We start from the raw sequence: 13,854 nt of genomic DNA on the forward strand, positions 1-13,854 counted from the left end.
ACGAAATATTTGTGGGTTTTTAATAGGACCGCCCAAGGGGCGGGGGTGGCAACAATGAAATACATAACCTTCATTCTCTTCACGGTCATGACCAATGCCGCGGCGCAGCTGATGCTGAAGCAAGGCATGATGTCGATGGGGCCGGTCTCCTTCGAGGGCGTCAATCCGTTCGTCAAGCTGTCGCAGGTCGTGTTCAGTCCCTGGGTGTTCCTCGGCCTGTGCACCTTCGTCATCTCGATGGCGTCGCATCTTTATGTGCTGTCCAAAGTCGAGCTCAGCTTCGCCTATCCGTTCCTCAGCCTCGCCTATGTCGCCGTGGCGGTCTTTGCCTATTTCGTCTTCCGTGAGGACCTCAATGGCTGGCGCATTGCCGGCATCGCCTGCATCTGCGTCGGCACGGTGCTGATCGCGCAGAGTGGGCGGAGGCATGAGGACCAAACCGTATCCATCAATCCCGACAAGATCGGCACAAGCGAGATCGTTCGATGAGACATGTGATTTTCGGCGGCGACGGCTTCGTCGGCCGTCACCTTGCGCCCAAGCTCGTCGCCGATGGCGAGACCGTCGTCGTCGCCGACATCGTCAAGAGCGACCTGCCACATTACCGCTCGGTGCGCTTCATCACCTGCGATGTCACCGATCCGGCCTCGGTGGCGGCGGTCGGGCTCAAGGCCGACGACATGGTCTACAATCTGTCGGCCAAGATGCTGTCGCCCATCCAGGTGCGCGCCAAGCGGCACGACTTCTTCTTTCCGGTGAACTTCCACGGCACCGAGAATATTATCCAGGCGATGGACAAGGCCGGCGCGCAGAGGCTCGTCCACTATACGACCGACATGATCTACGGCCACACGGTGGTGCTGCCGATGACCGAAGACCATCCCGTCTCGCCGCTCGGCGAGTACGGGTTGTCGAAGCTCAAGACCGAGGAGCTTGCCGCCGAATGGCGCAAGCGCGGCATGTCGATCTCGCTGTTTCGGCCGCGCCTGATCATCGGCCCCGGTCGCCTCGGGATCCTGGAAAAACTGTTCAAGCTGATCGACTGGAACCTGCCGGTGCCAATGATCGGTTGGGGCCGGAATCCCTACCAGTTCATCTCTGTGTTCGATTGCGCCGAAGCCGCCCGCGCGGCCTGGAAAGCCGGCGTGCCGAACGAGGCCTACAATCTCGGCTCGCTCAATCCGCCGCCGGTCAAAAAACTGCTCGGCGACCTGATCCGCCATGCCGGCTCGAAGTCGCTCCTGCTGCCGACCCCCGGTTGGGCGGTCAAGCGCACGCTCGACCTGCTCGACTGGTTGAACATGCCGATCATGGATCCGGAGCAGTATCTGATCGCCGACGAGGAATGCGTGCTCGACGTATCCAAGGCCGAGCGCCAGCTCGGCTGGGTGCCGCAATATCGCGACGAGGACATGCTGATCGCCGCCTACAGCGAATACCGCGCCAAGAAGGACGGCCACGCCGTCGCCACCAGACATGTGCCTGCCGAATAGGGCGCGAAGGGAGATTTTTCAGATGACCGTCATGGCCAAGCCGGAACAAACAGGCTCGCGCACGCTGGTCGATGCGCCGGCGCTTTCGCCTGCAGCAATCGCCAAGCCCGACCTGATCAGCGTCGAGCAGGCCAAGGCGATGGATGTCGCCCGCATCACCGACTTGTTTAAGGCGCATCTCAACCCCGGACAGCTTCATTTCATGAAGCTGCTCGGCTTCCACAAGGTCAAGATCGAGCGCGCCGAGGGCATGTTCTATATCGACCAGAACGGCCGCAAGATCCTCGACTTCTTCGGCGGCTTCGGGTCGCTGGCCTTCGGCCATAACCATCCGCGCATCCTGGAAGCGCGGAAGAAATTCCAGGAGGAGAAGCGCCAGGAGATCGCCATCGCCTTCATGTCGCAATATGCGGCGGCGCTTGCGCACAACATCGCCAAGTGCTCGCCCGGCGATCTCGATATGGTGTTCCTGGGTTCGTCGGGTTCTGAGGCCATGGAAGCGGCGGTGAAGCTCGCCGAGCGCGCCGCCGGCCCGAAGCGGCCGAAAATCGTCTATGCCGAGAATTCCTTCCACGGCAAGACCAAGGGCGTATTGGCGATCACCGACGGCCAGCTCTACCGCGCCGACTTCAAGGTCGCCGACAATGTCGTGCGCGTTCCCTTCGCCGACATCGACGCTGTCGAGCGGCTGTTCAAAAGCGATCCGGAGATCGGCGTCATCGTCTTGGAAACCATCCAGGGCGGCGGCGGCATCATCCAGGCAAAGGCCGAGTACTGGCGGAGGCTGCGCGCGCTTTGCGACCAATATGGCGTGCTGTGGGTCGCCGACGAAGTGCAGTGCGGCTATGGCCGCTCGGGCCGCTTCTACGCCTTCGAGCATTACGGCGTGGTGCCCGACGTGACGGCGCTGGCGAAGTCGCTCGGCGCCGGCAAGGCGGCGGTCGGCGCGATGATCGCCAGGCGTGACGTTTACATGAAGGCCTATGGCACGCCGAAGACGGCGATGATCCACGCCATGGCGACTTTCGGCGGCATGGGCGAGGCCTGCGTCACCGCGATCGAGGGCATCAACGTGCTCTATGACGAAGGGCTGATCGACAACGCCGCCTCGACCGGCGACTACCTTCTGCAGCGGCTGCAGGCGCTGAAGGGGAAGTATCCGAAGATCATCAAGGACGTGCGCGGCAAGGGCTTCATGATCGGGCTCGAGTTCCATGATTTCTCGCAGACCTTGCCGATGGTGCTGCGCCCGGTGGTGAGCGTGCTCGACGACAAGCTGAAGGGCTCGCTGTCGGGATTCGTCGGTTCGCTGCTGCTGCGCGACTACGACGCGCTCGTCGCCTTCACCGAATACAATCGCAACGTCATCCGGCTGGAGCCGCCGCTGATCTGCCAGCCCGAGCATGTCGACCGCTTCGTCGATGCCTTCGACAGCCTTTTGTCGCGCGGCATCGTGTCGATCGTGAAGGATTTCGTGAAGAGCCAGGTCGGTAGATAGGGGGCCGGTGAGGATGCTGACAAGGCCGTCCGGTTCAACCAATCCGCTGGAACGCTTGACCGGTGCGGGCCTGGCGTGGGGCGAGGGGGCTTACGCGAAATGGGCAGCATCGCTCGGGGCGATCGCCTTCTCACTTTATATCCTGCTGACCGCCGCGACCGCCTGGTTCATGCCCGACGCCAACTGGGACATGCTGCCTTATCTGGCGATCGCCGAGGAAAGCGCCTATCCGGCCCCCCAGGCGCTGCATGACTATGCCTACAGCACAGTGAAGGCTGGCGTGTCGGCGGGTGAATACAAGACGCTGACGGACGATGGCGCCGGCTTCCGCAGCCATATGGCGCAGAATGCCGCCGACTTCCATTCGCTGCTCGGCATGTACCGGATCAAGTTCCTCTATGCGGAGATCCTGTCCAGCCTCAGCCATGTCGTCTCGCCGGTCGAGGCGATGCGGCTGGTGCAAGTGTTTTCCGTGCTGCTGTTCGGCGCTATCACGCTCGCCTGGCTGCGCGCGGAAGGCGCGCTGGCGCTGGCGCCGGTCGTCGGCGCCTTGCTGATCATGGCCGATTTCGGCGATGCGGCGCGGGCCTCGACGCCGGACCTTCTGTGCTCGGCGCTGTTCCTCGGCGGTGTCTTCGCCTATGTGCGCAAGCGCGAGGCGGCTACGGCGGCCTTGCTCTTCCTCGCATTCATGGCCAGGCCAGACAACATCGTCTTCCTCGCCATCTTCGCCGTGCTGCTTATCGTGTTCCGCGAGAGGGCATGGGGTGCGCTGGCAGGCGTCGCGGCCTCCTTCATCGCCTATTTCGCCATTTCGCATTGGGCGCAGCATCCCGGCTGGTGGCCGCATCTTTGGTTCTCCAGCATTGAGCAGCATTACAATATGGACGGGTTCGACCCGCCGTTTTCGCTGACGGCCTATCTCAAGGCCTTCGCCGCCTCGGTGGTGCGCGCCGTCAACGTCAACAGCTGGGTCGGCGTATCGGTCCTGGCACTGGCCGGATGGTACAGCTTGAGCCGCGCCGGTTTCCGGCTCGACCGCCGCGCCGGCATCCTGCTGGCGGCGCTGGTGCTCGGTGTGCTGGCGAAATTCGCCGTCTTCCCGATCCACGACACCCGCATCTATTTCCCCAATCTTCTGCCGCCCTTCCTGCTGCTGGCCGCGCCGCTGATGGCGCTGTGGGCGGCGGCAAGCCAGGGCGGCGGCCGTGCTGCGCTGCAGGTCATTCCCGGAGACAAGTCATGAGATCGCTGTCCAGCTTTGCGCGCGTTCTCCTGTCGCTCGGTCTTCCGGCGGGCCTGCTCGACCGCGGGCCGGCGTTGCACGGCACGAAGTTCCTGGCCAAGGCGGCGCTCCGGGCACGTTTCGGCGGCGGTGACCGGCCGTTCCAGATGGTCAATGTCGGCGCCTGCGACGGCGCACTGTTCGACGACGTGACGCCCTGGCTGCACCGCATCCCCGGGGCGCGCGCGATGCTGGTCGAGCCGATCCCGTACAATCAGAAGCGGCTGCGCGCCAATTACCCGGATGCGAGCCGCTTCATCATAGAGCCGGTGGCGGTGACAAGGACCAAGGGCACGATCACGGTCCATACCTTCGATGCCGCGGCGCTCGAGGCCGGCACGTTGCCGATCGAGTTCATCGGCTGCTCATCGGTCACCGACACCAATCTGATGTCGGGCAAGAACGCCTGGGGCGAGGTTGACGCCAACTTCAACAGGTTCGCGCCGCATCTGAAGGACATCGAGGTGCCGTCAGAGACCTTGCAGACGCTGCTCGACCGCAACGGTATCACCCACGTAGACGCGTTCCTGGTCGACTGCGAAGGCGCCGACTGGATGGTGTTCGACCAGCTCGACCTTGAGCGCTACCGCCCCGGCATGATCAAGATCGAGGTCGGGGCGCTTCCGGCCGCCGAGATCGGCCAGGTCGTTGTCAAGCTGAAGACCGCCGGCTACCAGGTCGGCTTCCAGGCCGAAGATATCTGGGCCTTCGCCTAGCCTGCATCACCACCAATCGCTGCAACGGCAATCGAACCCAATTGCCCTCCGGGCCAATTCGCGCATTCGCGAGGCGCGTCTCCTCAAGAAGCCCTGACGGGCGTCCGACCTCAGTCGCATCGAATTGACTCGAAGCTGACCTTTTTCCGGGTGTATCTTTTTCAAGTCGTCCGCAACGGGGTAGAGGCAGGCGGACATTGGAAGCGGCATGCTTCCGCCCATATATGGGGAGGCAGGCATGTTGTCGTGCGGGGTGGCGGATTCCGACGAACTCCCAATCCTCACAAAAGCTCTCAACGATTACTGCGCAAAATATCGAATTGTTCGCGAGAATGAGCGCGAAGAGATAGCCATGAAGGTCATGTGGCTTTTCAGGCGGGGCGTAATTGACCCCGACCAGCTTTCGGAAGAACTTGGGCGGGGTAGGCTGGGATAGGCAACCCCGGCCTTACTGGGCGGCCCGGCCAGAAATCCTGTGTCACCTTGATAAGCTGGTCGGACCGCTCATGTTCCTGCGCATCATGCGATCCCTTTTTTGTAAGAGCCGCGCACCGTCGGCTGCTCTGCTTCTTTCGCTTCGATAAGCGCAACGATGTCCGCGATCCCCCATAGCTTGTCAGTCACGCCAGCGTGACCCACTACCCGGGCCGGACGTGCTTGACAAAACGGCGTCGGCTCGCTCAACTTCAGCCATTCACCAGGGGAGTCCCGGCAAGGGGCTGAGATACTGCTGGCTTTGCGGCGCAGTGACCCGTTGAACCTGATCCAGTTCATACTGGCGTAGGGACGGTGCAAGCGCTTTTGCGGGACTTGGTGCCCATAGACCTGTCTCAAGCAGGCAGGCAAAGGCGTCTTTTCATCCTTCCGGCACAGAACTGGGTCTCCAATGCAACGAGCAAAGGAGCCTCAAATGAATGCCTTGACACCCACCGTATCGACCGGGCCATTGCCGGCGTCGCGAAAAATCCACAAGAACGGCATCATCCATCCGCAGATCAGGGCGCCGATGCGCGAGATCAGCGTGCACCCGACAGCCGGGGAACCGCCGGTGACGGTCTACGATCCGTCAGGCCCCTATACCGACCCCGCGATCGAGACGGATATCGAAAAGGGTCTTGCCCGCCTTCGGCAGGACTGGATCGCCGCGCGCGGCGATGTCGAAGCCTATGACGGCCGCCACGTCAGGCCCGAGGACAACGGATTTGCGACGGGCGAACGGCTGACGCCTGAATTTCCAGTCCGCAATCGTCCGGTGCGGGCAAAAGCCGGCAAGGCGGTGACACAGCTTGCCTATGCGCGCGCCGGCATAATCACGCCTGAGATGGAATTCGTGGCCATCCGCGAGAACCTTGGCCGCGAGATGCTGCGAAGCAGGTTGCAACAGGATGGGGAAGCGTTCGGCGCATCGATACCGGACTTCGTCACGCCGGAATTCGTGCGCGACGAGGTGGCGCGGGGCCGCGCGATCATCCCCGCCAACATCAACCATCCCGAGAGCGAGCCGATGATCATCGGCCGCAATTTTCTGGTGAAAATCAACGCCAATATCGGCAACTCCGCCGTCACCTCCTCGATGGCCGAAGAGGTCGAAAAGATGGTCTGGGCGATCCGCTGGGGCGCCGATACCGTGATGGACCTCTCGACCGGCCGCAACATCCACAACATCCGCGAATGGATCGTACGCAACGCGCCGGTGCCGATCGGCACCGTGCCGCTCTACCAGGCGCTCGAGAAGGTGGGCGGCATCGCCGAGGATCTGAGTTGGGAGGTCTATCGCGACACGCTGATCGAGCAGGCCGAGCAGGGCGTGGACTATTTCACCATCCACGCCGGCGTGCGGCTGCATTACATCCCGCTGACCGTCGACCGGGTCACCGGCATCGTCTCCCGCGGCGGCTCGATCATGGCCAAATGGTGCCTGCACCATCATCGCGAGAGCTTCCTCTATGAGCATTTCGATGAGATCTGCGATATCGCCAGGGCCTATGACGTTTCCTTCTCGCTCGGCGACGGCCTACGCCCCGGCTCGATCGCGGATGCCAACGATAAAGCGCAATTCGCCGAGCTGGAGACGCTCGGCGAATTGACCAAAATCGCCTGGGCGAAAGACTGCCAGGTGATGATCGAGGGTCCCGGCCATGTTCCCATGCACAAAATCAAGCAGAACATGGACAAGCAGCTTGCCGTCTGCGGCGAGGCGCCGTTCTACACGCTCGGGCCGCTGACCACGGACATCGCACCGGGCTACGACCACATCACCTCCGGCATCGGCGCCGCCATGATCGGCTGGTTCGGTACGGCGATGCTTTGCTACGTCACGCCGAAGGAACATCTCGGCTTGCCGGACCGCAACGACGTCAAGACCGGCGTGATCACCTACAAGATCGCCGCTCATGCCGCAGACCTTGCCAAGGGTCATCCGGCCGCAAAGATCCGAGACGACGCGCTGTCGCGGGCGCGGTTCGAGTTCCGCTGGGAAGACCAGTTCAACCTGTCGCTCGATCCCGAGACGGCGCGCTCGTTCCACGATGAGACGTTGCCCAAGGAGGCGCATAAGGTCGCGCATTTCTGCTCGATGTGCGGGCCGAAATTCTGCTCCATGCGCATCTCCCACGACATTCGCGCGGAAGCGCAAAAGGAGGGGATGGCGGCCATGGCGGAGAAATACCGCGCCGGCGGCGATCTCTATATGCCGGTCGAAACGCCCGGAGTGGAAGAACAGGCTTCGGCGCAGGATGATCGGGGCGCGCGCTGAGTCATGCGCCGTGTCCTTGTCAAAGGCGCCGGTGTGGCAGGCCTCACCGTCGCCCATGAATTAGCCGCGCGGGGTGCGTCCGTCACGGTTGCCGAAATTCGCAGCCAGATAGGCGGCAAGGCCTCGTGGCTTGCCGGCGGCATGCTGGCCCCCTGGTGCGAGCGCGAAAGCGCCGAAGAGGCGGTTGTCACTCTCGGCAAAACTTCGGCCGAGTGGTGGGAAAGGACACTGCCCGGGCTCGTGACGAAGGCCGGCACTCTCGTCGTCGCCCATGCGCGGGAGGCCCTGGAGCTTGCCCGCTTTGCGGCTCGTACGCGTAACCACCAGTCCGTCGACGAAGAGGCGATTGCGGCCCTTGAACCCGACCTTGCCGGCCGGTTCCGCAAGGGTCTGTTCTTTGCGGGCGAAGCTCATCTTGATCCCCGCCGGGTTCTCGAAGCGCTGGCCGGAAAATTGCGCGCAATGGGCGTCGTCTTCCTCTTCGAGGCGGGCGAGATCGCTCCTTCCGGCTTTGATCGGGTGATCGATTGCATAGGCATGGCGCGGGCCGACGACGATTTGCGCGGTGTGCGTGGTGAAATGCTGATCCTCCACACGCGCGAGGTCTCGCTCGCTCGGCCCGTGCGTCTCCTTCATCCGCGTCATCCGATCTATATCGTGCCGCGGGCCGATCATCACTTCATGGTCGGCGCGACCATGATCGAAAGCTATCATGACGGACCGATCACCGCCCGTTCGCTGATGGAGCTCCTCAACGCGGCCTACGCACTTCATCCGGCGTTCGGTGAGGCCGAAATCGTCGAGACAGGGGTGGGCGTTCGTCCGGCCTATCCCGACAATCTGCCACGCGTGAAACGGCGGAAAGATGGCGCGATCACGGTCAACGGCCTCTACCGGCACGGTTTCCTGCTTTCACCCGCCATGGCGGAGCAGGCTGCCGGCCTTCTCTTCAATTCAACCACCGAGCTGGAGTCTGAAAATGAAGCTGATCGTCAACGGCGAAGCGCTTGAGGCCAGGGCGGCGACGCTCGACGCCCTTTTGAAGGAGCTCGACTATGAGGGCAACTGGCTGGCCACCGCGCTCAACGGCGATGTCGTGCCCGCGGCCAACCGGGCGGAGTTTCGATTGGCCGATGGCGACCGGATCGAAATCCTGTCGCCCATGCAGGGAGGCTAGCCATGTTCGATCTTCTCGGAACGAAGCTCGCCTCACGGCTGCTCCTCGGCACCGCTCAATATCCATCGCCGGCCATACTGGCCGAAGCGGTCAAGGCGTCGGGCACCTCGGTGGTGACGGTCTCGCTGCGCCGGGAAATGGCTGACGGCAGGGGCGGCCAACAATTCTGGTCGCTGGTCAATTCGCTCGGCGTGAGAATCCTGCCCAACACCGCCGGCTGTCACTCCGTGAAGGAAGCCGTCACGACCGCGAAGATGGCGCGCGAGGTTTTTGGCACGTCCTGGATCAAGCTAGAGGTCATCGGCAACCATGACACGCTTCAGCCGGACGTGTTCGGCTTGGTCGAAGCCGCCCACATCCTGTGCGAGGACGGTTTCATCGTGTTCCCCTACACCACCGACGACCTTGTCGTCGCCGAGCGGCTGCTTGAGGCGGGCTGCAAGGTTCTGATGCCGTGGTGCGCGCCGATCGGTTCGGCGCTGGGACCGGTCAACATCATGGCGCTGCGCTCGATGCGCGGGCATTTCCCCGACGTTCCGTTGATCGTCGATGCGGGGCTCGGACGGCCGTCGCACGCGGCAACCGTGATGGAGCTCGGTTTCGACGCCGTGCTCCTCAACACGGCGGTCGCCAAGGCTGCCGATCCGGTCGGAATGGCGCGCGCTTTCAGCAAGGCAGTCGATGCCGGCCGCGAAGCGTATGGTTCGGGTCTGCTCGAGCCGCGCGACGTCGCCGTGCCGTCGACCCCTACGATCGGCAGGGCGGTTTTCTCATGAAGCTCGATCCCTTCTACCTGATCGTCGACAGCGCCGCCTGGATCGAGCGACTGGTGCCGCTCGGCGTCAGGCTGGTGCAGCTCCGCATCAAGGACATGGACGAGGACGGGCTGCGCATGGAGATCCGCAAGGCAAAAGCCTTGTGCGCTCGACACCATTGCCAGCTTGTCATCAACGATCATTGGCGCCTGGCGATCGAGGAGGGTTGCGACTTCGTCCATCTCGGTCAGGAGGATCTGCAAACTGCCGATCTTCGGGCGATACAGGCCGCCGGCGTCAGGTTCGGACTGAGCATCCACGACGATGCCGAGCTGGAAACGGCTGTTGCGGCGAAGCCCCACTACGTTGCGCTCGGCCCAGTCTATCCCACCATCCTGAAGCAGATGAAATGGGCTCCGCAGGGGCTGGAACGGGTCCGAGCATGGAAGGAACGGATCGCGCCTCTGCCACTGGTCGCTATCGGCGGCCTCAACCCCGGGCGGCTCGATGGTGTTTTCGAAGCCGGCGCCGACAGTGCGGCGGTGGTCACGGACATAACTTTGAATTCCGATCCCGAAGCGCGCACCAGAGAATGGATCGAAAAGACGGATCAATGGCGCTGAACCGGGACCCGCATGTGCTTGTTGTCGGCGGATCGGATTCCAGCGGGGGCGCCGGGATTGCGCGCGACATCGAGACGATCTCCTCGATCGGCCTGCGGACCTGTCTTGCCGTTACCGCGGTGACGGTGCAGACACACCAATCCGTTACGGCAGTCCGCCATATTCAGCCCGGCCTGGTCGCCGATCAGATGCGCGCAGCGCTGCGCGCCAACAAAGTGCTGGCGATAAAGATGGGCATGCTTTCAACGGCACGCGTTGTCGAGGCGGTTGCCGCCGTGCTGCGCGAAAATCCGCAGATACCGGCGGTTCTCGACCCGGTGCTGGCTTCCTCGTCGGGCAGGCAATTGCTGGAACCGGAGGCGATCGGGGCATTGAAGCGCGACCTCATGCCGCTTTGCCGTCTCATGACGCCGAATCTTGTCGAGATGGCGATGCTGACCGGATCGGATTTGGCTTCGGACGACGACGATGCGCTGCGGCAGGGAAGGCAATTGCTTGCGGAAGGACTGCACGCGCTGCTCATCAAAGGCGGCCATGCAGCGGGGCCCAGATCGACGGATGTCCTGTTGGAAGGCGGACAAGAGCCTGTGCGCCTCGATATGCCCAGGCTTGCCGGATCGATGCGCGGGACCGGCTGCATGCTGGCGAGCGCGATCGCCGCGTATCTGGCCGGTGCGAAGCAGCTCGAGGACAGCGTGCGCGAAGGCAAGCGGCTCGTCTTCGAGGAATTCCTGCGATGTACCCAGCACGAAGCCAGTCCCGGCGCATGAGGAATTCCTCACCCTGTAACAGCCCGAGCCAGGCGCGTTCGGCTGTCAGGGTCGCTCGGCATTTTTCTAATGTCGCAAACAGGCTTCAATCACCCTACCGCTCCGCCCTATAGTCCCGCCCGCTTTATCCCTTTGGAGTCGCGGGCAATGGCAGAGTTTCCGAAAAAGGCGAAGGTCGTCATCGTCGGTCTGGGCGGTATTGTCGGCGCGTCCGTCGCCCATCACCTGATCGAGCGCGGTTGGGAGGATATCGTCGGCATCGACAAGTCGGGTATCCCGACCGATATCGGTTCGACGGCACACGCCTCGGACTTCTGCTACACGACCAGCCACGATTTCCTGTCGTGCTGGACGACGCTCTACTCGATCGATTTCTACGAGAAGATGGGCCACTACGCCCGCGTCGGTGGCCTTGAGGTCGCTCGCGTCGGCGACGACGCCCGCATGGACGAGATCAAGCGCAAGATCGCCTCGGCAAAATCCTTCGGCACCCGCGCGCGGCTGATCGAGCCGGCCGAGATCAAGGAAAAGTTCCCGCTGATCGAGGAGCATCTGGTGCAAGGCGGCCTGTGGGACCCCGACGCCGGCCTCGTCATCCCGCGCTCGCAGACGGTGGCCGGCAAGCTGGTCGACCAAGGGGTTGCCGCGGGCAAGCTGCAGGCTTTCGCGAACACCTCGGCCAAGGAGCTGGTCGTCGAGAACGGCCGCATCAAGGGCGTGGTGACCGAGCGCGGCACGATCGAGGCCGATTATGTCGTGGTCTGTACCGGCATCTGGGGCCGGCTCACCGCGGCGCTGGTCGGCGAGGACCTCCCGGTCATGCCGATCGACCATCCACTGACGTTCTTCGGGCCGTACAACGAGTTTGCCGGCACCGGCAAGGAGATCGGCTGGCCGCTGCTGCGCGACCAGGGCAACTCGGCCTATATGCGCGACACCGGCGATCCGAAGACCGCCGAGGGCGGTCAGATCGAATGGGGTTATTACGAGGAGACCAATCCGCGTCTGTGCCACCCGCGCGATCTTCTGGAAAAAGACCAGGCGCGGCTGTCGCCCTCGCAGCGCGACCTAGACATGGAGCAGATCATGGCGCCGCTCGAGCGCGCCATGGAACTGACGCCGATCCTCGGCGAACTCGGCTACAATGAAGGCCATTCCTTCAACGGCCTCTTGCAGGTGACCACCGACGGCGGTCCATCCATGGGCGAAAGCCAGAAGGTGAGGGGCCTGTGGTACGCCGTCGCCATCTGGGTCAAGGACGGCCCGGGCATGGGCAAGTTGATCGCCGACTGGATGACCGACGGCCGCACGTCGATCGACCATCACGCGATCGACTATTCGCGCTTCTATCCGCACCAGATGCAGGAACAGTTCATCTGGGACCGCTGCACCGAGACGGCGATGAAGGTCTACAATCCGGCGGTGCATCCGCGCGAGCCCTTCTCCAAGGGCCGCAATGTCCGCCGCTCGCCGTTCTATGAGCGCGAGAAGGAGCTCGGCGGCTATTTCATGGAACTAGGCGGCTGGGAGCGCGCCCATGGCTACGCGGCCAACGAGCATCTGCTGGAGAAGTACGGCAACCGCGTGCCGGTGCGCGAGAACGAGTGGGACAACCGCCATTTCTGGCGCGTCTCCAATGCCGAGCACCTGGCGATGAGCGAGGATTGCGGCATCGTCAACCTCTCGCACTTCTCCATGTACGACGTCGAGGGACCGGATCATGTCGCGCTACTCGAGTGGCTGTGCGCGGCCAAGATCGGCGGCGACAACAATATCGGCAAGGGCATCTACACCCACTTCCTCGACGAGGAGGGCATGGTGCGCGCCGACTTCACGGTGATCCGCATGGCCGATCGCTGCCGGGTGATCGACGGCGCCGACGCCGGCCCGCGCGACTTCCGCTACATGCAGCGCACCGCGCACGACAAAGGTTTCGATGCCACCGTCACCGATGTGACGGAGAAATACGTCACCATCGGTATCTGGGGACCGAATGCGCGCACGACCCTGCAGAAGGTGGTCGAGGATCCGAACGGGCTGACGCCGGAGAATTTCCCGTTCGCCGCGATCAAGCCGATCAAGATCGGCGGCAAGGACGTCACAGCGTTCCGCATCTCCTATGTCGGCGAACAGGGCTGGGAACTGCATATGCGCTACGAGGATGGGCTGGCCGTCTGGGACGCGCTGCGCTCCACCGGCGTCATGCCGTTCGGCGTCGAGACCTACGCCAACACGCGCCGCATGGAAAAGAGCCTCAGGCTGCAGAACGCCGACCTTTTGACCGAGTACAACCTTCTCGAGGCCGACCTCGCCCGTCCGAAGGTCAAGGAGAACGATTTCTGCGGCAAGGCCAAGCACCTGGAATATCGCGCCCGCGCGCACCAGCCGGCGATGCTGTGCACGCTGGTGATGACCGAGAACACCGATTCCAAGGGCGTCGCGCGCTATCCGGTTGGCACCATGCCGGTGCAGGATCCCGCGACCGGCGAGACGCTGGTCGACGAGCTCGGCCGCCGCTCCTTCACCACTTCGGTCGCCTACGGCCCAACCATCGGCAAGAACATCGCGCTGGCCTATCTGCCCTGGGCCTTCTGCCAGGAAGGCCGCAAGCTGCAGGTCGAGTATTTTGGTGAGACCTATCCGGTCGAGGTGGCCGGTGTCGGCTACAAGCCGCTCTACGACCCGGAGAACCTCAAGCCGAGGAGCTGACGGCCGGCGCGATAGCGGCAACTGATCGGAAAAGCTTTGGCCTTCCTCGGAAGGCCTTCGTGCTTGGCTTGAT

At 63.2% G+C, this 13,854-nt stretch carries 12 protein-coding genes and 1 riboswitch; all 12 genes read left to right on the top strand.

What is annotated here, in order from left to right; all coding sequences use genetic code 11:
- Nucleotides 1–54 precede the first annotated feature (54 nt).
- The 12 genes from LB553_RS04470 to LB553_RS04525 all read left to right on the top strand — a co-directional run bounded on the left by LB553_RS04470 (nucleotide 55) and on the right by LB553_RS04525 (nucleotide 13,781).
- Entirely contained in the window at nucleotides 55–489 is a 435-nt protein-coding gene (locus tag LB553_RS04470; RefSeq protein WP_224511028.1) for an EamA family transporter, read from the top strand.
- The gene (locus tag LB553_RS04475) at nucleotides 486–1,493 is read left to right on the top strand and encodes an NAD-dependent epimerase/dehydratase family protein (protein ID WP_224511030.1); all 1,008 of its coding nucleotides are present in this window, start codon (nucleotides 486–488) and stop codon (nucleotides 1,491–1,493) included. Before LB553_RS04470 ends, LB553_RS04475 begins: the two co-directional genes overlap by 4 nt.
- A gap of 22 nt (nucleotides 1,494–1,515) precedes the next feature.
- Nucleotides 1,516–2,991: an aspartate aminotransferase family protein gene (locus tag LB553_RS04480; RefSeq protein ID WP_412033235.1), complete on the top strand. Its 1,476-nt coding sequence runs from the start codon at nucleotides 1,516–1,518 to the stop codon at nucleotides 2,989–2,991.
- 13 nt (nucleotides 2,992–3,004) lie between these two features.
- Entirely contained in the window at nucleotides 3,005–4,237 is a 1,233-nt protein-coding gene (locus LB553_RS04485; protein WP_224511031.1) for a hypothetical protein, read from the top strand.
- On the top strand, nucleotides 4,234–4,992 hold the full coding sequence (locus LB553_RS04490; RefSeq protein ID WP_224511034.1) for an FkbM family methyltransferase: 759 nt from the start codon (nucleotides 4,234–4,236) through the stop codon (nucleotides 4,990–4,992). The genes LB553_RS04485 and LB553_RS04490 overlap by 4 nt, the downstream gene beginning before the upstream one ends.
- A 689-nt stretch (nucleotides 4,993–5,681) precedes the next feature.
- Nucleotides 5,682–5,797: riboswitch (TPP riboswitch) on the top strand.
- 105 nt (nucleotides 5,798–5,902) lie between these two features.
- Nucleotides 5,903–7,747: a phosphomethylpyrimidine synthase ThiC gene (thiC, locus tag LB553_RS04495; RefSeq protein WP_224511036.1), complete on the top strand. Its 1,845-nt coding sequence runs from the start codon at nucleotides 5,903–5,905 to the stop codon at nucleotides 7,745–7,747.
- Nucleotides 7,748–7,750: 3 nt separating this feature from the next.
- Nucleotides 7,751–8,758 carry a glycine oxidase ThiO gene (gene thiO / locus LB553_RS04500; protein ID WP_224511037.1) on the top strand — a complete coding sequence of 336 codons (1,008 nt, stop codon included), beginning with the start codon at nucleotides 7,751–7,753 and terminating at the stop codon, nucleotides 8,756–8,758.
- A complete protein-coding gene (gene thiS, locus LB553_RS04505; RefSeq protein WP_224511038.1) occupies nucleotides 8,727–8,924 on the top strand; it encodes a sulfur carrier protein ThiS in 198 nt (65 codons plus the stop codon). The genes thiO and thiS overlap by 32 nt, the downstream gene beginning before the upstream one ends.
- Nucleotides 8,925–8,926: 2 nt before the next feature.
- Nucleotides 8,927–9,700: a thiazole synthase gene (locus LB553_RS04510; protein WP_224511039.1), complete on the top strand. Its 774-nt coding sequence runs from the start codon at nucleotides 8,927–8,929 to the stop codon at nucleotides 9,698–9,700.
- Nucleotides 9,697–10,302: a thiamine phosphate synthase gene (locus tag LB553_RS04515; protein ID WP_224511040.1), complete on the top strand. Its 606-nt coding sequence runs from the start codon at nucleotides 9,697–9,699 to the stop codon at nucleotides 10,300–10,302. Before LB553_RS04510 ends, LB553_RS04515 begins: the two co-directional genes overlap by 4 nt.
- Nucleotides 10,293–11,072 (top strand): hydroxymethylpyrimidine/phosphomethylpyrimidine kinase, encoded by a 780-nt coding sequence (locus LB553_RS04520; protein WP_224511041.1) that lies wholly within the window; start codon nucleotides 10,293–10,295, stop codon nucleotides 11,070–11,072. Before LB553_RS04515 ends, LB553_RS04520 begins: the two co-directional genes overlap by 10 nt.
- A gap of 147 nt (nucleotides 11,073–11,219) precedes the next feature.
- On the top strand, nucleotides 11,220–13,781 hold the full coding sequence (locus tag LB553_RS04525) for a GcvT family protein (protein WP_224511042.1): 2,562 nt from the start codon (nucleotides 11,220–11,222) through the stop codon (nucleotides 13,779–13,781).
- The last annotated feature ends 73 nt before the right edge of the window (nucleotides 13,782–13,854 follow it).

This window comes from Mesorhizobium sp. CA8 (genome assembly GCF_020164955.1).
In the GTDB taxonomy this organism is placed as follows: Bacteria; Pseudomonadota; Alphaproteobacteria; order Rhizobiales; family Rhizobiaceae; genus Mesorhizobium.